This is a genomic window from Winogradskyella aurantia (assembly GCF_002266855.1).
GTDB classification, from domain to species: domain Bacteria; phylum Bacteroidota; class Bacteroidia; order Flavobacteriales; family Flavobacteriaceae; genus Winogradskyella; species Winogradskyella aurantia.
The window spans coordinates 1-22182 of sequence record NZ_NGJN01000006.1 but is presented as its reverse complement, the minus strand read 5'-3'; the positions used below and the strand labels follow the sequence as shown (position 1 = coordinate 22182).

The window sequence follows — 22182 nt, the reverse complement described above, 5'->3', positions numbered from 1 at the left end:
AAATCAATCCAAATCATGAAAATCAAAAAAATCCTAGTAGCCAACAGAAGTGAAATAGCAATTCGAGTTTTAAGGGCTTGCTCTGAAATAAATGTCGCTACTGTTGCGATTTACACCTACGAAGACCGTTACTCACAGCATCGTTATAAAGCCGATGAATCTTATCAAATTGGCGAGGATGACGACCCACTAAAACCTTATTTGGATAGCGATGAAATTGTCGAACTCGCTAAGGCTAAAAATGTAGATGCTATCCATCCTGGTTATGGATTTTTAAGCGAAAACTCAGATTTTGCTAGAAAATGTGCTGAAAATGATATTGTTTTTATTGGTCCTGACCCTGATATTATGGATGCACTCGGCGATAAAATTACAGCAAAAAAAATTGCCGAAAAATGTAAGGTTCCCATTATTGAAAGTAGTAAAAATGATCTTGTTTCATTAGACGTTGCGATTCACGAAGCTCAAAGAATTGGTTACCCTGTAATGTTAAAAGCAGCCTCAGGTGGCGGGGGTCGTGGTATGCGTGTTATAAGAAATGATGAGGACTTGGAATCTAACTTTAATTCCGCGAAGAACGAGGCCCTAAACGCTTTTGGCGATGATACTATGTTTTTAGAAAAGTATGTCGAGAATCCAAAACATATTGAAGTTCAAATCGTAGCGGATAGGCATGGTAATATTCGGCATTTATACGAACGTGACTGTTCTGTTCAGCGTCGCCATCAAAAAGTGGTAGAAGTGGCACCATCCTACAATGTCCCAGAACATGTTAAAGCAAATCTTTATAAATATGCCTTAGCCATAGCATCAGAGGTAAATTACAACAACATTGGGACGGTTGAGTTTCTAGTTGACCCTAATAACAACATTTTTTTTATTGAAGTAAATCCTAGGATTCAAGTAGAACATACGGTAACAGAGATGGTGACTGGTATCGATTTGGTAAAAACACAGATTTTTATTGCCGGAGGGTATAAATTGTCTGACAAGCAAATAAAAATCTATGCTCAGGAAAGTATTGCAACCTATGGCTTTGCTTTACAATGTAGAATTACTACAGAGGATCCGGAAAATAATTTTACACCAGACTACGGCAATATTACTACCTATCGCAGTGCTTCTGGAATGGGAATACGGTTAGATGCAGGTAGTATCTACCAAAGTTATAATGTGAGCCCGTTTTTTGATTCTATGTTGGTTAAAGTGTCTGCCCAAGGACGAACCTTAGACGGTGCTATAAGAAAAATGGTGAGAGCCCTTAAGGAATTTAGAATAAGAGGAGTTAAAACCAATATTCATTTTTTACAGAATGTCATTCAACACGATATGTTTAAGGCTGGATTGGTCAACGTCAATTTTATTCAAAATACGCCATCATTATTTGAAATCAAACTCCCACAAGACAGAACATCAAAAGCGGTAAAGTTTTTGGCAGAAGTTATTGTAAACGGAAATTCGGATGTAAAATTTATAGACCAAAATAAAATCTTTAGAAATCCAAAAGTACCAAAATTTAATGCCAAGGAATCTTATCCAAAGGGCACTAAAGATTTGCTTACCGAACTAGGACCTGAGAAATTTTGTGCATGGCTAAAAGCCGAGAAAAAAATACACTACACAGATACCACAATGCGCGATGCACATCAGTCCTTATTGGCAACCCGGATGCGCACCTATGACATGCTAAAAGTAGCGGAGAGTTTTGCTAAGAATCATCCAAATACCTTTAGTATGGAAGTATGGGGCGGAGCAACTTTCGATGTTTGCCTGCGCTTTTTGCACGAAAGTCCCTGGACGCGTTTGAGAGAACTCAGAAAAGCCATTCCCAACATCCTATTTCAAATGTTATTGCGTGGTTCCAATGGTGTGGGGTATAAAGCCTACCCTGATAATCTTATTGAAAAATTTGTAGAAAAATCTTGGGAAAATGGAGTGGATATCTTTAGAATATTTGACTCACTTAACTGGGTCAAGGCTATGGAACCCAGTATAGGTTACGTAAGGCAAAAAACAGGAGGCATCGCAGAGGCTGCATTGAGTTACACCGGAGATATATTAGATACCACCCAGACCAAATACAACCTCAAGTATTACCTACAACTTGCAAAAGATTTGGAGAATGCTGGTGCGCATATCATTGCTATTAAAGATATGGCTGGTCTCCTAAAACCATATGCTGCTACAGAATTGGTCACAGCCTTAAAAGATACGGTGAAAGTACCTATTCACTTGCACACACATGACACATCGTCCTTACAAACTGCAACCTACCTTAAAGCTATTGAAGCCAATGTTGATGTTGTAGATGTGGCCTTGGGCGGATTGTCCGGGCTTACTTCACAACCCAATTTTAATGCTGTTGTAGAAATGATGAACCATCACGAACGTGCACATGACTTTAACATGGAAAAATTGAACCAGTTTTCAAACTTCTGGGAAGATACCAGAGAAATGTACTATCCATTTGAATCTGGCCTAAAAGCAGGTACGGCCGAAGTTTTTAACCATGAAATTCCTGGCGGTCAGTATTCAAATCTGAGACCACAAGCTACAGCACTTGGTCTTGCTGATCGTTTTGATGATGTGAAGCATATGTATGCCGAAGTCAATAAACTATTTGGAAATTTAGTTAAGGTAACCCCCAGCTCTAAGGTGGTAGGTGATATGGCTATTTTTATGGTCACCAACAATTTGTCACCAGAGGATGTTATGTCACGAGGAGAGACTATTTCATTCCCAGAATCTGTAATTGATTTCTTTAAAGGAGATTTAGGGCAACCCGTAGGTGGCTTTCCCAAAGAACTTCAGAAAATAATTCTCAAAAATAAGAAGCCATACACAGATAGGCCCAATGCACATTTAAAACCAATTGATTTCAAAAAAGAGTACGCAGCATTTAAAAATAAATTTCAAAAAGGGTTCACAAGGGCCATAGAAATTGAGGATTTTTTATCGTACACGCTTTACCCGAAGGTTTTTGAGGACGCACATGAGAATTATAAAAATTACGGTAACCTAGCGCTTATACCAACTAAAAATTTCTTCTATGGTATGAAACTGCGCGAAGAGACCTTAATTGAACTAGAGCCGGGAAAAACGATTATCGTAAAATTGCTTTCCGTGAGTATTCCTAATGACGAGGGCAAGCGTATCGTTTTCTTTAAGGTTAATGGTGAAAATAGATATGTTGAAATTCTTGACAAGTCACTGAATATCACCAAAAAAGAACATGTTAAAATTGACACTGAAGACACAAACCAAATTGGTGCACCACTTCAAGGCTCACTTTATAAAGTTTTAGTAAAGCAAGGCGATAGCATTAAGGAAAATGATCCCTTATTTGTGATTGAGGCCATGAAAATGGAAACTACAGTAACCGCGCATAAAAAAGGAAAAATCAAATCGATTGCCTTAAGTGAAGGTCAAATGGTTAAACAAGATGATTTGGTAATTACTCTGGAATAACAGCTATTGAAGCGTTCAAATCAAAGCAAGAGAGCAATGTATTAACCTGAGGTTTTCTTAAAAGAAATCTTTAATCAAAAGTGTTTGAACTAATTACTTTCATCGCACTATCACCAAGCTTGATAATTTTTAGAGTACCTTTAAAGACTAAAAGTCAAATATAATTGCAGCACAAAAAGGAACATCCCAAAATAAAATCACAACTTCATCCTAGAAGTCAACATAGAGAACGTTATAATTTTGAGGAGCTCATTAAAAGTTATCCGGAATTAGAAGCATTTGTAGCCCCAAATAAATTTGACGACAACTCCATCGATTTTTTCAATCCAGACGCCGTAATGGCCTTAAACAAGGCTTTATTAAAACACCATTATGGTATTGTATATTGGGAAATTCCCGAACATTATCTTTGCCCTCCAATTCCTGGTCGTGCAGATTACATTCATAATATGGCTGACCTTTTAAAGGAAAACTATGGTAAAATCCCAACTGGAAACCATATCAAAGGATTAGATGTAGGCGTTGGTGCCAATTGCATATATCCTATTATTGGAAATCATGAATACGGTTGGTCCTTCGTAGCTAGTGATACAGATAAAACCGCCGTTACTTCTGCTCGTACTATTGTAGAACAAAATCCGCAATTAAGAAATATGGTGGATATTAAACATCAAAAGCAGATCAACGGCTTTTTTAAAGGTATTCTCAAACCTGATGAAATAATTGATTTTACCGTCTGTAACCCTCCTTTTCATTCGTCCCTAGAGGATGCTCAAAAAGCAAGTTTGAGAAAACTCAAAAATTTAAAAGGTAAGCGACCTAGCAAAGCCCTTCTAAATTTTGGTGGGCAACAAAGTGAATTATGGACAAAAGGCGGTGAGGCACGTTTTGTAAAAGACATGATTTATGAGAGCAAGCACTTTAGTAAACAGTGCCTATGGTTTTCAAGCTTAATCTCTAAGGAAATCAACCTAAAACCCACCTACAAGGTTTTGCAAAAAGTAAAGGCTGTAGATGTAAAAACCATAGAAATGGGTCAAGGTCAAAAAAAGAGTCGTTTCATTGCATGGACATTTTTATCCGAATTTGAACAAAAGGAGTGGGTTGCATCGCGCTGGTAATTCTAATAAACTACCTTTGTCGTAAATACAATTAAATGTCGTTTAAAGACTTAAACCTTATAAAACCTTTGATTAAAGCCACAGCGGCTTCAGGTTATACGGAACCTACTTTGGTTCAACAACGGACCATTCCTTTAGTATTAGACCAAAAGGATGTCATTGTATCAGCACAAACTGGCACCGGAAAAACTGCCGCCTTCGCCTTACCAATTTTACAACAACTTTTTGACAAACAAAATGCTCCAAAAAAAGGCAAGAAAATTAGAGCGTTGATTGTGAGCCCAACACGAGAATTGGCCGTTCAAATTCAACAGAATTTTAAAACCTACGCACAATTCACCAACTTAAGGTCTCTAGTGATTTTTGGAGGCACTTCGATAGAGCCGCAAATAGATGTCTTAAAAAAAGGTATTGATATTTTAGTGGCCACACCTGGTCGCTTACTGGATTTACACAAACAAGATTATGTTAACTTGGATTACATCGAAATTTTTGTTTTGGATGAGGCTGATTTAATGCTTGCTTTAGGTTTTATTGATGATGTAAAAAAAATTGAGCGTTTGTGTCCAGAATCCAAACAAACCTTATTATTCTCGGCCACTATTCCATACAAAATTGAGGAACTGGCTAAAACGCTACTTAAAAATCCAGAGCGTGTAGATGTGACACCCACCCACTCTATTGCAAAAGACATAGACCAAGTCCTATATTACGTTCCTAAGCGTAATAAAATTGAATTGTGCTTACACCTTATGCGAAATACTATAAAAGGCAATGTGCTTATTTTTAGGCGGACTAAATTTGGTGTAAATAAATTAGAGCAATCCTTATTAACTAATGGTTTTAAAGTAGATAGCATACATGGTGACAAAAGCCAAAGCGATCGACAAACCGCTCTAAATAAATTTAAAAATGGTTATGTAAATGTCCTTATCGCTACGGATGTCGCTGCTCGTGGTATAGACATAAATGAGCTAGACAATGTCTTTAATTTTGATATGCCCAACGTGGCTGAAACTTATGTCCACAGAATTGGAAGAACAGGCAGAGCAGGTCATTTAGGCAAAGCTTATTCAATGTGTTCTGCTGACGAAAAAAGCTATGTGAAAACTATTGAAAACTACATTAACGTTCAAATTCCAATAGAAACGGACCATCCTTTTCCCTTAGACCCCAAGGCCAAACCTATTATCCATAAAAAGAAAGGTAGTAAATATAAAAAGGGAAGAAAAAGTACAGCTTCAAAAAAGAAAAAGAAGCGTTGGTATTAAAACTAAACAATAGCTAATGAAGCCAAGATCAAAGACAAAAAGCACGTCGAAAACTTATGTACTTTTTGATGGTCTTTTTTGCAAAGTCTTATTTAACAGAATTCCTCTCATAGCATACAATCAGTTAGACTTCTCTATTGTTAAAAACCACAGAACCTTATAAAGGTTTCAATTTAAACTTATTTTTATTGATTTTTCTAAGTTATATTTTCTAATCCATTCCAACCTAAATAATGTATCTTTCAATATAATTTTATTTAATGCAGAAGATTTTATTTTTTCTTTTAGTTTTCGGGCAATTTTCTTTTTCTCAAGTCACCGTAATAGATAGCATTACCAAATATCCTGTAAGTTATGCCACTATTTCCTTCGGCAATGGCAATGGACTATTTGCGGATGATGAAGGAAAATTCATTTTTACAAAAAAACTATATCCAGATATTGATAGCCTATTTATTTCAGCTTTAGGGTTTAAAAACCTTGATATTTCAACGCTAAACCTGCCTGAAACATTGGTTTTGCAACCTCAAGCAGATGAATTGGATGAGGTTGTCTTAAATATTAAAAACGAGCGTAAATTCAAGGTGGAAACTCTAAAACCTTACCTAGATGATGACTACTACAATTGTTGGCTACCGACAATTGAGTCCGAAATTGCAGTTTACTTTCCAAAAACGTCAAGAACTGACCAAAAACTAACAGAAGTTATTTTTCCTATTGCACTAGAATCTAAGGATTGGGAAAAACGCAATCGGAAAAACAGTGATAAAAAATCATTTTCAACATTGTTCAAGGTAAAATTCTACAGCAACAACAACGGATTACCTGGGAAAGTCATGACTTATGAAACCATAGTCTTTAGAATGACAGAAAAAGATGGTGATGCCTTTAATCTCGATGTTGAAGACTATAACATATATATTCCAAAAAACGGTTTCTTTGTATCACTTCAAGTCTTAGGTTACACAGACAAATCAGGTAAATTATTACCCAACAAAAAATACAAAGAGATTATATCTAAAAATGGTGTTGTTAAAATACCGACCAACTTCAGACCCTTACTGCCTTTTACGGATGAAATTACAACCAAGAATACCTATATAAAACGAGTTTTCATCAATGGAAACAATTGGATTAAATTTGTTATGGGCAATGGATTTAAATCTAGTTTGCTCCAAAAAAACCTAAATAACTACGGTATTGGTTTAACCTACAAAACGTATAAGGACTAAAGCTCTTGTTACCTTACTTAATTGGAAAGTCAAAATACGTTTTTGGAAACGGCTCTCCACGTAATGTAAAGTGCCACCATTCTTTGGGATAATTCCTGAAGTTATACTTGGCCATGACATTTTGCAGTAACTGTCTGTTAGCTTTTTGAACAGCTGTAATATCCTTATAATCCACCCAAGATTCCATGCCGAAAAAATCATAGGGACTTCCCATATCCAGTTCCTCCCCCGTTTCCCCATCTATAATTGTAAGGTCTATGGTACTGCCTCTGCTATGTCCTGATCGTGTGGCAATATACTCTTCCTTAAAAAGACGTCTTTTCTTAACCTCTGGATAAAATATTGATTTATTGATAGTATCTGTCAAGTTCCTCGCCCATCGCATAAAATGATTCACGGCACGCTGCGGCCTGTAGCCATCAAAAACCTTTAAGCAGAGATTTTGCCGTTGAAGGTCTTCTTGGACCAATTTGAGCTTAGCTGCTGCAGGCTCAGTGAGTATTAATTTATTTGCATAATAACCTTCAATGGTATCTCCAACAAAATTATCAGTACCATAATACCGAAGTTGTACTTCAATATCTGGAATGACGGTCTTTACATAGACAAAACCTTTTGGTAATTCCGTTTTGGACACAAAGCCCATAAGCAGTATTACCGATACACCGAGATAGATGAGTCTTTTGTATTTCATAACTATACACTAATTTAGTCAAAAAATAGCTATGGACCTGCTTAAGGAAGGCAAACAACATCTTAAACTACCAAATGCCGAAATAGAATATTATCCTAATTTTCTTTCTGAAGTAAAAGCCAATAGATATTTTGAAATAATTTCAGACGAGACAAACTGGCAACAAGATAATATTAAGGTTTTCGGAAAAACCTATAAGCAACCTAGGCTTACAGGATTATACGGTGAAACTAACCAACCATATAGCTATTCCAATATCATTATGTATCCAAGACCGTTTACAAAAACGATTATGACCATTAAAAGGGACATTGAGGCTATCAGTAATGAAAAATTCAATACTGTATTAATTAATTTATATAGGGACGGAAATGACAGTAATGGTTGGCATGGCGATAATGAGAAAGAACTTGGTATGAATCCTGTAATTGCCTCATTGAGCTTAGGTGAGGTCCGCCCGTTTCATTTCAAACACCGGAAACTTAAGGAAGAGCGCTACAAAATTAATCTACAACATGGTAGCCTATTACTTATGAAAGGAGAAATGCAACATCACTGGCTTCATCAGATTGCTAAGACAAAAAAGAAAATAGATCCAAGAATAAATCTTACATTCCGACGTTTGTTAAATTAATAAATCAAAAAACCGGGTTCCCTCAAACCCGGTTTCTCTAATTTGCTTTTTATTATGTAAGTAGATTTAGGGTCTCTAAGTCAACACAACATAATGCAAATATTAATTAATTAATCCATTGAACTAAAAACTAAATTTTAGTACACCTCAAATATAGAAATGGCTTTGGATTTAACCGCTTAAAAACACTTTTAATCGATGAAATACATATTATTTTAACATTTAAGGATGAAATTATGCATTTCACCGATAAAATACAGCAAGAAAAACTATTAATACGTTTCATATTTGCATGATTAACCAATATAATTTTTTGGTATTATTAGAGAAAACCCCCCGAGAAAATTTAATTTTATGATAATAAAAATAGCATCATGTACAGATTCATTTTTCTACTAGCCCTAAGTATACCAACTATTGTCTTTTCTCAAGAGGCTAAGTTTGAAGTTCAAGACCTATCAATATCCCCATGGATCGATGGCACTTTATTAGTACCAAGAGACATAGAAAAACCACCTTTGGCCATTATTATCGCAGGTTCTGGCCCCACCAATCGAGATGGAAATCAGAATTTCATGAAAAACAACTCCTTAAAAAAGTTGGCCGAGGGTCTCAGTAGCGAAGGTATCGCCACCTTTAGGTATGACAAACGAATTGTAAAACAAATTCGACAGGGTAATGTTGATAATAATATAATGTTTGATGATTTTATAAAAGACGCATTAGATGTTATAGCGTATTTTAAAGCGGGTTATGATTTCAGCAAAATCGTTGTTATTGGTCATAGCCAAGGTAGTTTAGTGGGCATGTTAGCGGCGAAAGACAAAGCCGATGGCTTTGTATCTTTGGCAGGTGCAGGTCAGAATATAGGAGACGTATTGATAGAACAAGTCACCAAGACGGCACCTATGTTCAGTGATGACACCAAACGGATTGTAGAAGGTTTAAAAAACGGAGAGACAACCACAGATTTTCCTGTGGCACTAGCCTCAATTTTCAACAGTGACATTCAAGCATTTATGATGAACTGGATGAAGTACAATCCCACTGATATTGTTCAAAATCTGGAGATACCAGTTCTTATAATGAACGGAACAAAGGATTTGCAGGTTTCTGTTAACGAAGCACAATTATTGAAAGAGGCTAACAATAAAGCAGAACTCAAAATAATTGAAAATATGAACCACGTGCTTTTTGAAATACAAGGAGACGATCTAGAAAATTCAAAATCATATAATGAATCCTCCAGACCAATTTCAAAGGAACTCATTGAAAGCATCGTCACATTTATAAAGTCTTGACCCTATAAACTCTTCAAAATTTATCAATTAAAAAAGCATCTCCAAAAGAGATGCTTTTTCACTAACTAACCAACCAAATTGTAATGCAACGAATTTGAAGTAAATGTTATCTGAATAACTATCGTTGAATCATTACAAATTTATATGAACAATTCCTATGCCAAAGTATGCTCAACTTTATTTTTTATTTATAATTTATTATTATATATTTACAATATCATATTGATATCATTTTAAATTTATAAACATGAAAGAAGAGAAAATTATTGTTCCGGCGAATGGCTATCTTATGCTATTTTTATTCTTAGTCTTATTTTTTGGGAGTATCGCCCTAATTCCCATTACAAAAACAGGTTGGCCTGCTTTTGGTATTATTACTTCATTAGTTTTAGCCTTTGGGTTTCTAATGGTGCAACCCAACGGGTCGAGGGTGTTGCTTCTTTTCGGGAAATATGTAGGCACTGTAAAAAAGAACGGGTTTTATTGGGTTAATCCATTTTACACAAAAAAGAAAATATCTTTAAGAGCGAGTAACTTTGATAGTGAACGCCTTAAGGTTAACGATAAATTGGGTAATCCGGTGATGATAAGCACTATACTTGTTTGGCGCGTTCAAAACACTTATAAAGCAGCCTTTGATGTGGACAACTACGAAAATTTTGTTCGCGTACAAACCGATGCTGCGGTTCGAAAACTAGCAAGCATGTATCCTTATGATAATTTTGCAGATGAAGGGCATGATGAGGACATCACCTTGCGCTCTAGTGTCAATGAGGTAAGTAATGCCTTGGAAAAAGAAATAGACGAGCGCCTATCCATTGCTGGTATCGAAGTTCTGGAGGCACGTATTGGTTACTTGGCCTATGCCCAAGAAATTGCAAATGCTATGTTGAAACGTCAGCAAGCCACTGCCATAGTTGCAGCACGTCACAAAATTGTGGAAGGAGCCGTTAGTATGGTGGAAATGGCCATTGAAGAACTCAGCAAAAAACAAGTGGTCGATTTAGATGAAGAGCGCAAAGCTGCTATGGTGAGCAATCTCATGGTCGTGCTTTGTGGTGACAAAGATGCTTCTCCAGTTGTTAATACAGGTACTTTAAATCACTAAAAATGAAAGAATATAAAGTTATTCAGCCCAAAGTTGGATTCAGGCACCGTTTTCAAAATTTTGAAGACCTCCTAAATCAATATGCCAGGGAAGGTTGGACCGTAAATTTTATAGGGCAAGGTTGGACAAGTGTTGTCTTTGAACGAGATAAAAATAGATAGATTATGAGGACGGAAAGACCTAAAATAAGCGTTCCGTTTGAAACTATGGACGTTGTTATTGAAATGGCTTCAATTGCCCTTTTACTCTTAATGTGGGGACATTTAATTGTTGAGTATTTTGATTTACCTGAAACAATTGCCTCTCATTTTAATGCCAAGGGTGAGCCAGATGGCTATAGCAATAAAATTTTTCTTTGGGCGCTACCTATATTCGCTACAGCGATGTATATCGGTCTTTTTATACTTAACCGTTATCCTCATTTGCATAATTATATGGTGAATATTACCAAAGAAAATGCTTTAGTTCAATATAAGTTTAGCACGAGACTTTTGCGTATTGTGAATTTTTTATGTTGCCTCTTGTTTGCCTATATTAATTATAAAATAATAGAAGGAGCGAAAAGCCAAAGTACAAATCTTGGTCTTGGGTTTTTGATTATTGTCGTAACGGTTAGTATTATGTTGCCGGTAATAGCTTTAGTCTATCAAAAAAAATTAAATAAGAACTATTAAGATTATACAGATGAGAATATCGTATTTATTACTTTTCCTTTTATCAACACCTTTTTCAGTGTTCTCTCAATCCAGTGTCTTATCAGAAGATATTTTGCTGATGAATGATAGCATACAGTTACCGGGAACACTAACTTACAAGGCAGATAAAAAAGAGCAGCCTTTAGCGATATTCATTCAAGGCTCTGGCAATCCAGACAGAAATGGAAATCAACTTGCCTTAGGGATTAAGGCAAATTATATAAAAAGTTTAAGAGATAGCTTGAACCAAAACGGAATTGCCTTCTACAGTTTCGATAAGCGCAATGTAACACCATCTAATATAAAATTTTTGACACAGCATTTTATATTCGAAGATTTGGTGGATGATGTAGAAACAATCATAAATCATTTTGGCAATGACAAGCGCTTCAATTCCATAACGTTAATTGGTCACAGTCAAGGATCTTTGGTAGGGATGTTAGCCATCTCTGAGCATATTGATGGTTTTGTTTCCGTATCAGGTTTAGGAGAATCCGCTGATAAAACTATTGTTAAACAAGTCACTGCTCAAAGTGAGGTATTAGGCAATACTACTAGGGAACATTTCAGTGAATTGAAGGCAACGGGATCAATTAAGGAGGTTAATCCCATGCTTATATCGTTGTTCGCCAAACAAAACCATGAATTCTTAATATCCTATATAAACTATATTCCCTCTGAAGAAATTAAAAAGATTAAAATTCCCATTTTAATCCTAAACGGAACTAAAGACTTACAAGTTAAAACCTCCGAAGCCGAACTACTCCACAAGGCCAATCCAGAATCAAAATTGGTCCTAATTGAAAATATGAACCATGTCCTGAAGACTATTGACAATGATGAGGATAATTTAAAATCCTATAGCTCAAGCGAATTTCCATTATCTAAGCATCTTGTTGCTGAAATTACAGAATTTATAAAAAGTAAATAATGCCTAAGAAAAAAGCCTTTGCATTGCGCGTGAATGAAGATATGCTAAAAGCTATTGAAAAATGGGCTGCTGATGAATTTCGCAGTACCAATGGACAAATAGAATGGATGTTGATGCAAACCCTTAAAGACCATAACAGGACACCTAAAACAAAACGTATTAAAAAGGAAGACGAAGAACAAAAGTGACTAAAAAGGTCACTTTTTTTAGTATCTAATTTTTGTATTTTGCGCCTTTAAACCTTAAACATGGGAAATCAACCACTTTTCACAGACGACACCATAATATTTGGCATATTAATGTTGGCTCTAGGATTTGTCTTCTATACGGAGTCATTAAAAGGCGGCTTTTGGGAAAAATTTTATAAAATTGTTCCAGGTCTATTTATGGCCTACATGGTACCGGCGCTGCTCACAACGTCAGGATTAATTGCTGCTGAATGGTCAACTGTCTCAGCATCTGGTGAGGTCGTAGAACACAGCTCTAACCTGTACTATGTAGCCAGTCGTTATCTCTTACCCGCTGCTCTGGTTTTAATGACATTAAGTATCGATTTAAAGGCTGTTTTTAATTTGGGTTGGAAAGCACTAATCATGTTTTTTACTGGAACATTGGGTATTGTTATTGGTGGACCAATTGCCATTTTAATTGTGGCCACTATAGCTCCGGATGTAATTGGAGGAACAGGGCCAGATGCCGTTTGGCGAGGACTCTCTACTTTAGCAGGAAGTTGGATAGGTGGTGGTGCCAACCAAACGGCCATGTTAGAGATCTACGGGTATAATCAATCGGAATATGGCAAAATGGTGTTTGTGGATATCTTTGTCGCTAATGTTTGGATGGCAATTATCCTTATAGGCATTGGAAGACGCAATATGTTCAATAAATGGTTAAAAGCAGACACTTCTTCAATAGAGGAACTTAAAGAGAAGGTTTCTTCATTTTCCGAAAGCGTTAAACGCAACCCAACACTCACTGACATAATGATTATCGCCGCAATTGCCTTTGGTGCTGTAAGTTTTGCCCATATGGGTGCATCATTCTTAGGCCCCTATTTTGATGGTGTGGTTGCTAATATCGACTCAGTACAAGTGAGAAATATGCTCACTTTTCTTGGTTCAAAGTTCTTTTGGATGATAAGTATTTCAACGATTATTGCCATTTTATTATCCTACACAAAAATCAAGAATTACGAAGGTGCAGGTGCCAGTAAATTCGGAAGTGTTTTCATTTATATATTAGTCGCTACTATAGGTATGAAAATTGATATCCGCTCCGTATTTGAATCTCCTGGCTTAATCGTTGTAGGCTTAATCTGGATGTCCATCCATGCACTGTTACTGATTTTCATGGCAAAACTGGTAAAGGCCCCTTATTTTTTCTTAGCCGTGGGTAGCCAAGCTAATGTTGGCGGTGCAGCGTCCGCTCCTATTGTTGCATCGGCTTTTCATCCCTCCTTAGCTACTGTTGGTGTGCTACTTGCAGTGCTTGGGTATGCTGTAGGTACAATTGCAGCCATTGGCTGTACCATACTAATGCAACTAGCCGCAGGTGGTTAGTAATTCTAAATATTCACATAATTGCCTTTTTAATTTAATGTAGTACATGAAAAAAATAAACAAAATAGCAGGAATTATATTTGTAATTGTATTAGTCACGTCCTGTGGCCAAAATAACACTAACAATTTCACCCTAAAAGGTAAGGTAAAGGGCTTAAAGAAAGGTGTTCTGTATTTGCAGAAAGATTCCGACTCTACTCTGGTAAACCTAGATTCTGTTGTGATTACTGGTCAACCAGAATTTGTTTTACAAACCAATATTAAAGAACCTATTTTACTATATCTTAAATTATTTAAAAATGATGGTGAAGAACATTTCATTCCTTTCTTTGCCAGTGAAGGAGTTACTGAGATTACCTCAACATTAAAAAATTTTAGTTTTGATGTAGACATTAAAGGCTCTGAGCAGCAAAAGCTATTAGAAGATTATTTGGATGTTATGGGACGATTTAATGATGAAAACCTAGACTTAATTGAAGCTAAATTTTTAGCTTATAAAAACAGTGATAGTACTTTGATTGACTCTTTAAACAAAAGAACAGAGGCACTTTTAAAACGAAAATACACCTATACCATTCAATATGCGTTAAATCATAATGACAGTGAAGTTTCGCCATACCTAGCCTATTATGAAATTCCTAATGCCAATCCTATATTTATTGATTCTATTTACAATGGTTTAACAGATAGAATTAAGAAGTCCTTCTACGGCAGAAAATTAGAAAAATCCATAAGGTTAAAACAATCTGAACAACCCGATGGAACAGAATAACATAAATTATATCTGAACAAAAAACCAATCTTAATAAGATTGGTTTTTTAAATTTTATCATCTAGACACAATTGTGATCTCCAGAATTATTTATTACGAGTTAAGCTCTATAACCTACTATGTAATACTTTAATCTAAAATAAAAGAGTTATTACTTTAGTTTATTTATGCGCTCAATCAAAGCTCTGCCTTTAGTTTCAAGGTCGGCATTAATAGCTTTAAAATGAGTTTTCTTATCTTCTACCTTGCGATCATTCACGCGCACTATCAATTCGTCAAAGGTAGCAATGGCATCATCGATGATGGCCTCACTTTCTTTAGTTGGTTTTTGGCTATTGGTCAGTTCCCATACATATACTGCCTCAATAATATCTCCCAAAACGTAATTTATATCTTTTTTTAAGTCTCTTTTATTTGCCATAACATTCGTGATTTTAGTTACTACAAAAGTAATGATTTATACCCTGTTTTTAAACATAAACTTCTAATAGCTTTCCATATGCGCTACTTAATTTATAATCTTTTATTGCTGCTGGAACTAGTATAGTTTCGCCCTTAGAAATAGTATCAATCGAATTGTCTGTGGATATATCTACACAACCATCAACACACATGTAAATAATAAAGGAATCCTGTTTATTTGAAATAGGTATTTCCTGAGTAATTTCAATAAAATTTGTTGTGAAAAAGGGACAGGACACCATTTCATTACGAGTATTTTTACCTTTATCGTAATTTACTCTAAAATCGTCCTTCATAGAAAAATCAAAAGCATCAATGGCTATATCATTGTGAAGTTCGCGCGGATTACCGTTAGCATCTGTCCGTTCCCAATCATAAACCCTATACGTTACGTCACTTGTCTGTTGTATTTCTGCTAAAAGAACTCCTGCACCAATAGCATGCACACGGCCAGCTTCAATAAAATAAGTATCTCCCTCCTTGACTTTATCAAAATTTAAGATTTCAGTGAGCGAATTATTTTTAAGATGCTTTAAATAGGTGTCCCTGTCCATGCTTTGATTAAACCCAACGATTAAATTGGCGTCATTATCCGCCTGCATAACATACCACATTTCCGTCTTACCAAAGGAGTTGTGACGTTCTCTCGCCAGTTCATCACCTGGATGCAACTGTATACTTAAATCATTTTTGGCATCTATAAATTTGATGAGCAAAGGAAATTCATGGCCAAAACGCTCATAATTTTTAACTCCAAGTAATTCTGCAGGATAAGCCTCAAGTAGGTTTTGTAATGACTGACCTTTTAATACACCATTTGCAATAACAGAGATATCACCTGCTACCCCGCTTAACTCCCAACTCTCACCAAGCTGTTTAGAATTTGATTTTTTGTTAAAAGATGTGATTAATTTCTCACCACCCCAAATTTTATCTTTTAGGATAGGTTTGAATTTTAAAGGATAAAGTTCTGTCATACTTGATTTGACGTGAATTTGGCAGGTTAACCTAATCCCCGGAATAGGTTACAAAATTACGCGGAGTTTCGTAAAGCGTAATTTCCAGGTGAAATTTTGGGTCTAACTTAGCCTTTACCTTATTGTATATAACGACTGCGATATTCTCTGCTGTAGGATTTAAATCTTGAAATTCTGGAACCTCAACATTAAGATTTTTATGGTCAAACGCATCTTCAACTTCAGCCTTTATAATATCCTTTAATATTTTAACATCAATAACGTACCCGGTTTCTTGGTCAATCTCTCCAGTAACACTAGCTATGAGTTCGTAATTATGACCGTGAAAATTAGGATTATTGCACTTCCCGAAAATAGTGTCATTCTTTTCAAAACTCCAGTCTTTTCTATATAAACGATGTGCCGCATTGAAATGTGCTTTTCTATGTACTGTTACTTTCATGCGTTATTTATATTTATAAATTCGTAAAACTTTTCAAAAATAATCTTAAACCAAGCGGTGTAATGGTCTTGATTAAGTGCCATATCCGCCTTAACATCCTCTAGATTCATCCATTTCCAGTCCGCTACTTCATCCTTATTTATGTTTGGACTTTCGTTGTAATAACCTATCATGATGTGGTCATACTCATGCTCCGTTAGACCATTATCAAACGGGGCTTTATAAATAAAAGACATTGATTCTTCAAGATCCGTAACAAAGCCCATTTCCTCCTGCAAGCGTCTCATACCAGCTTGTATATTGCTCTCTCCCTCACGTTGGTGACTACAACATGTGTTAGTCCACAGCCCTGGTGAGTGGTACTTGTGCAAGGCACGCTGCTGGAGCATCAACTCATTTTTATCATTAAACACAAATACGGAGAAAGCACGATGCAAAAGCGCTTTTTCGTGAGCCTCCATTTTGGGCATTAGCCCCAGTGGCGTATCATTCTCATCAACTAGGATGACTTGTTCTTCTATCATAAAACAAAATTAACACCTTAGGAATTAAAAAGCGTCAAGGAATTCATAAAAAATAACAGCGTTACATAATTGGGATTTCTTTTTACGGTCATTATAGCCTACAATCTGGCAGTGAGCCAACCCAGATAGCAATGGTCCTATTAATTACTTAAATTATCTTCTCGTTCAATGTTTATTTTTAATTTTGCCATTTCAATAAAAGCACATGAATTTTACTGCTGAAATAAACAGAAGACGAACATTTGGTATTATCTCGCACCCTGATGCTGGTAAAACCACACTGACGGAAAAATTACTTTTATTTGGTGGTGCCATTCAAGAGGCCGGTGCCGTGAAAAGCAATAAGATAAAAAAAGGGGCAACCAGTGACTTTATGGAAATAGAGCGCCAACGTGGTATTTCTGTTGCGACTTCCGTTTTAGCGTTTGAATATGATGGCATTAAAATTAACATACTCGATACACCTGGTCATAAAGATTTTGCAGAGGACACCTTTAGAACCCTAACTGCAGTAGATAGCGTTATCGTTGTAATTGATGTGGCCAAAGGTGTAGAGGAACAGACGGAGAAGCTTGTTGAGGTTTGCAGGATGCGTAATATACCAATGATTGTCTTCATCAATAAATTAGACCGTGAAGGTAAAGATGCTTTTGATCTTTTGGATGAAATTGAACAAAAATTGGGGTTGAGAGTAACGCCTCTGAGTTTCCCAATAGGCATGGGTTACGACTTCAAGGGTATTTATAATTTATGGGAAAAGAATGTAAATCTCTTTAGCGGGGATAGCAGAAAAAATATTGAGGAGACCATAGAGGTTAGTGACCTAAATTCCTCAATGTTAAATGATTTAATTGGAGACCAAGCTGCCGATGAACTCCGGGAAAATATAGAATTAGTAGATGGCATATATCCGAATTTTGATAAGAATAGTTATTTAAAGGGCGAGCTTCAGCCTGTATTTTTTGGTTCTGCACTGAACAATTTTGGTGTCCGTGAACTTTTAGATTGTTTTGTTGATATTGCACCTAAACCACGCGCTAAGAAAAGTGAGGAGCGATTAGTTGCTCCTGAAGAAAAAAACTTCTCAGGTTTTGTCTTTAAAATTCACGCTAATATGGACCCCAACCATAGGGACAGATTGGCATTTATTAAGGTTGTTTCTGGCGAGTTTAAAAGAAACACACCTTATCTGCATGTTAGGCTCAACAAAAAATTGAAATTTTCAAGCCCTAATGCTTTTTTTGCTGAAAAGAAACAAATTGTAGACATCTCATATCCAGGGGATATTGTTGGGCTGCATGATACTGGTAACTTCAAAATTGGGGATACCCTTACTGAAGGTGAAGTTATTCATTATAAAGGGATTCCAAGCTTTTCTCCTGAACACTTTAGGTACATTAACAACGCTGACCCCATGAAATCCAAACAACTCTATAAAGGTATAGATCAACTTATGGATGAAGGCGTCGCCCAATTATTTACCCTAGATTACAACGGACGAAAAGTTATAGGAACTGTGGGCGCTTTACAATATGAAGTTATTCAGTATCGTTTAGAACATGAATATGGTGCAAAGTGCACCTATGAAAACTTGAATGTTCATAAGGCCTGTTGGATACAAACAGATGATGAAAAAAGTGAAGAATTTCAAGAGTTCTTGAGAGTTAAACAACGTTACTTGGCAAGAGACAAAAGGAATCAACTCGTTTTCTTGGCCGATTCTCAATTTTCACTTCAAATGAGCCAACAAAAATTTCCCAGTATCACCTTCCACATGACTTCCGAGTTTGATTAATGTTAATAACCTATTAATAATTTGAAATAGGGATGATTACATCATCCAATGAATGTAATATTTTTACAGGAGATTAACCTTAAAACATTCAATTCGCTCCTGTATGAGCTCCTATTGCAAAATATTTTTATTTCTGTCCATTTTTAGCTTGTCAGTAAATAGTCAAACCGGCACCATTAAGCATCGTATCTTGAAAGGGGAAACTGTCTATCGAATATCGTTGAAATATAACGTATCGATTGCAGACATCTATGAGTTAAACCCAGAATCAAAATACATAATTAAAGCTGGAGAAATTCTGTTAATTCCACAAAAAAAATCTTCTGAAAAGACCGTTGTCAAAAAATCACCTGATGACTATGTGGTTACAAGAGGGGAAACTAAGTTCGGCATATCAAAAGCATATGGGATTAGTATTTCGGAATTGGAACGGGCCAATCCATTCATAAAAAAAGGCCTCCAAGCTGGACATATTTTGCAAATTCCAATTAAAACCGTATCGAATAATAAAAGCTCAGGCACAAGGAAAACTACATCTGACCTACCATCTAACAAACATATTGTTTCTAAGGGTGAGACACTTTGGGGTATTTCTCAAAAATACAATATGAAGCTAGATGATTTAATAGCCTTAAATGAAGAAAATTTAGGGCGATTTTTACAAATCGGTCAAATTCTTTTGGTTGAAGGAAATGATTTAAGCAAAAGCTCAGAGACTTACACCGTAAAAAAAGGTGATACTAAATACGAATTATCTAAAAAATTCAATCTTAGCATCGCTGAGCTAGAACGTCTAAACCCACAGATAGTAGATTTACTTAGAACTGGCACCGTCATTAAGTTGAATGATTATGAGGATGACCTCGCTATGTCAGACAAGGACATGAAATCCGACACTGCCAATTTTGAGTCAAAGACTGACGTAACTTCCGATTATTACGTTATTAAACCCAAAGAGACGTTGTACAGTATTTCAAAAAAAGCTGGTATTACCATTGATGAGTTACTGGCTTTAAATCCCAAACTAAACGAATCGGTTTTGGCAGGTGATTCTATTAGGTTACGTAGCCCTTTGACTAAAAATACAACAGAAGAATCTGTTGATAAGATAAACCCAAAAATGAAAACCAATATTATTTGGTCCAATTCCCTTTTTGACAATAATCTAAACGAGCAACAAAAAGTTAATGATTTTTATAATGGTTTAATTCGTGCTGTCAACGATTCTAAAACAAAGTATTCCAATATCGTTTTCGAATTAAAAGATGATGAACAAAAGCTTAATGAAAAACTAATTGAAACTAATTTAAGCACGTATAATTTAAAACCAATACCTGATTTTAATTATGAAGATGACATAAGCAAGTTGAGTACCCTAACCTTAAATTACAAGAATGCCAATCAAACTGAAACACTTTCAATAAAAGCCTTGCCCTCCATTGAAGATATGAGAGATAAAATGTTGGAGTACTTAAAAAGCAAAAACGGTAAGGTTATCTGTTTATATGGCAAAACTTTTTCCTCAAATATCGAATCAATTGAAAAAGTTCTCCCAAACGTAGAACTCATAAAACTAAATAGAAACGGCAATTTCAAATTAAAAGACCTTGAAGATACATTAGATCCAGATAGAAAAAACTATGTCATTATTGAGAGCTTTAGAACTGGTGTTTTTCTTAATTCAACAAGTTTTTTATTACGAAAATCTTCCGAATTTGATATTCAATTAGTGGTACTGAATGCAGAAAATATTCCGGATAGTTCTACAATATCCTATAATCGTTTTAAAATTTTAAATCTTATCTATCCACTACCTTTTAACCCCAACTACCTTAAAGATAATTCATCACATCATCAAATAGCTTACTTAATTATTTCAGACATTTTTCAACGGTTAAATAACTCTGGTGTTTCCTCATTTAAAAACAGGACATCTACAACCTCCTTTGGAACAACTTTTACTTACACATTTAAAGATAAATTGGCAGAGAATAAAGCAGTATCTATATATATGTTTAACGATAAATCTAATATGTCATTGGTGGGCACTTATTAGATTAAATTCAATTTTATTAGATGATCTAATCATTAATGATTGAAATAATACAATTCAACTACAAAAACAAACTTTTTATCGTATAACATATATTTCATACCTTTGAGTAAAAGCTATTAACTAAATCAATTAAATTGACATGAATTCATCCCTCTTTTCTTACAAGTCAGAAAATCCAAACTTATATTTTTTTAATTAAAAAGCTTTTTCATACTGTAATCTCAACATGAAAAGTCCCAAATTCAAAGTATTAGGTTTAATTACTTGTATTTTAATACACTTTCAAGTATTTGGACAATGCCCGACAATTCCTAGTAGCACCCAAGAATTTTGTGATTTAGATTCGTTATTAATATCAGATCTTCAAGCTACTGATCAAGGGGCAGGTATTGCTTGGTTTCTAACACCTACAGGCGGGACAGCACTAGACCTTTCTGATTCTTTAGTTGATGGAGAAACTTATTATGTAGATAATGCAACAGGTGACTGTGGCAATAGACAGGCCGTTGAGGTAAATATCCTTGGCCCACCATTGGGATTAAATTTTCAAGGTGTTTGTGTAGAGGATGCAAATGATGCGACCATAGCGGATTTGGAGGCATTCGGTAACGACGTTCAATGGTATTTTTCACCATCTGGTGGAATTCCTATTAATTCGGGAGCAATCCTTGTGGATGGCACTATTTACTATGCAGACCAATCCAGCAGTTTTACCGGTTGTAGAACATCAAGATTAGCTGTCTTGGTAAATGTGGGTGTCGTGGTTGTTCCTACGGGAGATGCTATTCAAGACTTTTGTAACACCATTGGAAATCCTCCTACGGTAAGTGATTTAGTTGCCAGTGGAAACAATAATTGGTATTTATCCGAATTTTCGGCTTCACCATTAGATCCATCAACACCTCTCATTGATCAACAAACGTATTATGCTACATCAATTGACCCTCCATGTGAGAGTGACAATAGACTAGCAGTAACGGTAAATTTGTTTCAAGCACCTAACCCTGGTGAAGACGGTACATTGGAGATATGCCAGGGCGATACGACCACATTCGACCTGTTCAACAGCCTCGGCGGCTCGCCCGAGACCGGAGGGACTTGGTCGCCGGCCCTTGCCAGCGGTTCGGGACTGTTCGACCC

The 22182-nt window shown here is 35.8% G+C and carries 20 protein-coding genes and 1 pseudogene; 16 read left to right on the top strand and 5 right to left on the bottom strand.

Features of this window, described 5'->3' with window-relative positions:
- Positions 1–15 precede the first annotated feature (15 nt).
- The 4 genes from CA834_RS11195 (at position 16) to CA834_RS11180 (ending at position 7092) form a co-directional block, all read left to right on the top strand.
- Positions 16–3468, top strand: a complete 3453-nt coding sequence (locus CA834_RS11195; RefSeq protein WP_094968805.1) for a pyruvate carboxylase — start codon at positions 16–18, stop codon at positions 3466–3468.
- A gap of 164 nt (positions 3469–3632) precedes the next feature.
- Positions 3633–4589 carry a 23S rRNA (adenine(1618)-N(6))-methyltransferase RlmF gene (gene rlmF / locus CA834_RS11190; RefSeq protein ID WP_094968804.1) on the top strand — a complete coding sequence of 319 codons (957 nt, stop codon included), beginning with the start codon at positions 3633–3635 and terminating at the stop codon, positions 4587–4589.
- Positions 4590–4624: 35 nt separating this feature from the next.
- The gene (locus CA834_RS11185) at positions 4625–5860 is read left to right on the top strand and encodes a DEAD/DEAH box helicase (RefSeq protein WP_094968803.1); all 1236 of its coding nucleotides are present in this window, start codon (positions 4625–4627) and stop codon (positions 5858–5860) included.
- Between the two features lie 260 nt (positions 5861–6120).
- Positions 6121–7092, top strand: coding sequence for a peptidase associated/transthyretin-like domain-containing protein (locus CA834_RS11180; protein ID WP_094968802.1), 972 nt, complete (start codon positions 6121–6123; stop codon positions 7090–7092).
- 13 nt (positions 7093–7105) lie between these two features.
- Here CA834_RS11180 and CA834_RS11175 read toward each other — a convergent pair whose 3' ends face one another.
- Positions 7106–7786, bottom strand: coding sequence for a M15 family metallopeptidase (locus CA834_RS11175; protein WP_094968801.1), 681 nt, complete (start codon positions 7784–7786; stop codon positions 7106–7108).
- Positions 7787–7817: 31 nt separating this feature from the next.
- Here CA834_RS11175 and CA834_RS11170 point away from each other — a divergent pair, with 31 nt between their 5' ends.
- From CA834_RS11170 to CA834_RS11135, 9 genes are all read left to right on the top strand, one after another.
- A complete protein-coding gene (locus CA834_RS11170) occupies positions 7818–8420 on the top strand; it encodes an alpha-ketoglutarate-dependent dioxygenase AlkB family protein (RefSeq protein ID WP_094968800.1) in 603 nt (200 codons plus the stop codon).
- 374 nt (positions 8421–8794) lie between these two features.
- Positions 8795–9721 (top strand): alpha/beta hydrolase family protein, encoded by a 927-nt coding sequence (locus tag CA834_RS11165; protein WP_094968799.1) that lies wholly within the window; start codon positions 8795–8797, stop codon positions 9719–9721.
- A 247-nt stretch (positions 9722–9968) separates the two neighbouring features.
- Positions 9969–10829, top strand: coding sequence for an SPFH domain-containing protein (locus CA834_RS11160; RefSeq protein ID WP_094968798.1), 861 nt, complete (start codon positions 9969–9971; stop codon positions 10827–10829).
- Between the two features lie 2 nt (positions 10830–10831).
- Positions 10832–10990, top strand: a complete 159-nt coding sequence (locus tag CA834_RS14675) for a hypothetical protein (RefSeq protein ID WP_165764797.1) — start codon at positions 10832–10834, stop codon at positions 10988–10990.
- A gap of 45 nt (positions 10991–11035) precedes the next feature.
- The gene (locus tag CA834_RS11155; protein ID WP_165764796.1) at positions 11036–11503 is read left to right on the top strand and encodes a DUF1648 domain-containing protein; all 468 of its coding nucleotides are present in this window, start codon (positions 11036–11038) and stop codon (positions 11501–11503) included.
- A gap of 10 nt (positions 11504–11513) precedes the next feature.
- On the top strand, positions 11514–12455 hold the full coding sequence (locus tag CA834_RS11150) for an alpha/beta fold hydrolase (RefSeq protein ID WP_094968796.1): 942 nt from the start codon (positions 11514–11516) through the stop codon (positions 12453–12455).
- Positions 12455–12643 (top strand): Arc family DNA binding domain-containing protein, encoded by a 189-nt coding sequence (locus CA834_RS11145; protein ID WP_094968795.1) that lies wholly within the window; start codon positions 12455–12457, stop codon positions 12641–12643. The genes CA834_RS11150 and CA834_RS11145 overlap by 1 nt, the downstream gene beginning before the upstream one ends.
- A 60-nt stretch (positions 12644–12703) precedes the next feature.
- Positions 12704–14014, top strand: coding sequence for a DUF819 family protein (locus CA834_RS11140; protein WP_094968794.1), 1311 nt, complete (start codon positions 12704–12706; stop codon positions 14012–14014).
- Between the two features lie 46 nt (positions 14015–14060).
- Positions 14061–14786: a DUF4369 domain-containing protein gene (locus CA834_RS11135; protein ID WP_094968793.1), complete on the top strand. Its 726-nt coding sequence runs from the start codon at positions 14061–14063 to the stop codon at positions 14784–14786.
- 151 nt (positions 14787–14937) lie between these two features.
- Here the strand turns inward: CA834_RS11135 and CA834_RS11130 are convergent, their stop codons facing one another.
- The 4 genes from CA834_RS11130 to idi are packed head-to-tail and all read right to left on the bottom strand — an operon-like array spanning position 14938 to position 17191.
- Positions 14938–15207 carry a hypothetical protein gene (locus CA834_RS11130; protein WP_094968792.1) on the bottom strand — a complete coding sequence of 90 codons (270 nt, stop codon included), beginning with the start codon at positions 15205–15207 and terminating at the stop codon, positions 14938–14940.
- A 49-nt stretch (positions 15208–15256) separates the two neighbouring features.
- On the bottom strand, positions 15257–16225 hold the full coding sequence (locus CA834_RS11125; RefSeq protein WP_094968791.1) for a type I phosphomannose isomerase catalytic subunit: 969 nt from the start codon (positions 16223–16225) through the stop codon (positions 15257–15259).
- A gap of 31 nt (positions 16226–16256) precedes the next feature.
- Positions 16257–16667, bottom strand: a complete 411-nt coding sequence (locus CA834_RS11120) for a 6-pyruvoyl trahydropterin synthase family protein (RefSeq protein ID WP_094968790.1) — start codon at positions 16665–16667, stop codon at positions 16257–16259.
- Entirely contained in the window at positions 16664–17191 is a 528-nt protein-coding gene (gene idi / locus CA834_RS11115; protein WP_094968789.1) for an isopentenyl-diphosphate Delta-isomerase, read from the bottom strand. The genes CA834_RS11120 and idi overlap by 4 nt, the downstream gene beginning before the upstream one ends.
- 205 nt (positions 17192–17396) lie before the next feature.
- Here idi and CA834_RS11110 point away from each other — a divergent pair, with 205 nt between their 5' ends.
- The 3 genes and pseudogenes from CA834_RS11110 to CA834_RS11100 all read left to right on the top strand — a co-directional run.
- Positions 17397–18986, top strand: coding sequence for a peptide chain release factor 3 (locus tag CA834_RS11110; RefSeq protein ID WP_094968788.1), 1590 nt, complete (start codon positions 17397–17399; stop codon positions 18984–18986).
- 190 nt (positions 18987–19176) lie between these two features.
- The gene (locus CA834_RS11105; RefSeq protein WP_165764795.1) at positions 19177–21042 is read left to right on the top strand and encodes a LysM peptidoglycan-binding domain-containing protein; all 1866 of its coding nucleotides are present in this window, start codon (positions 19177–19179) and stop codon (positions 21040–21042) included.
- A gap of 226 nt (positions 21043–21268) precedes the next feature.
- Positions 21269–22182 (top strand): annotated as a pseudogene (locus tag CA834_RS11100) (hypothetical protein); the annotation flags it as partial.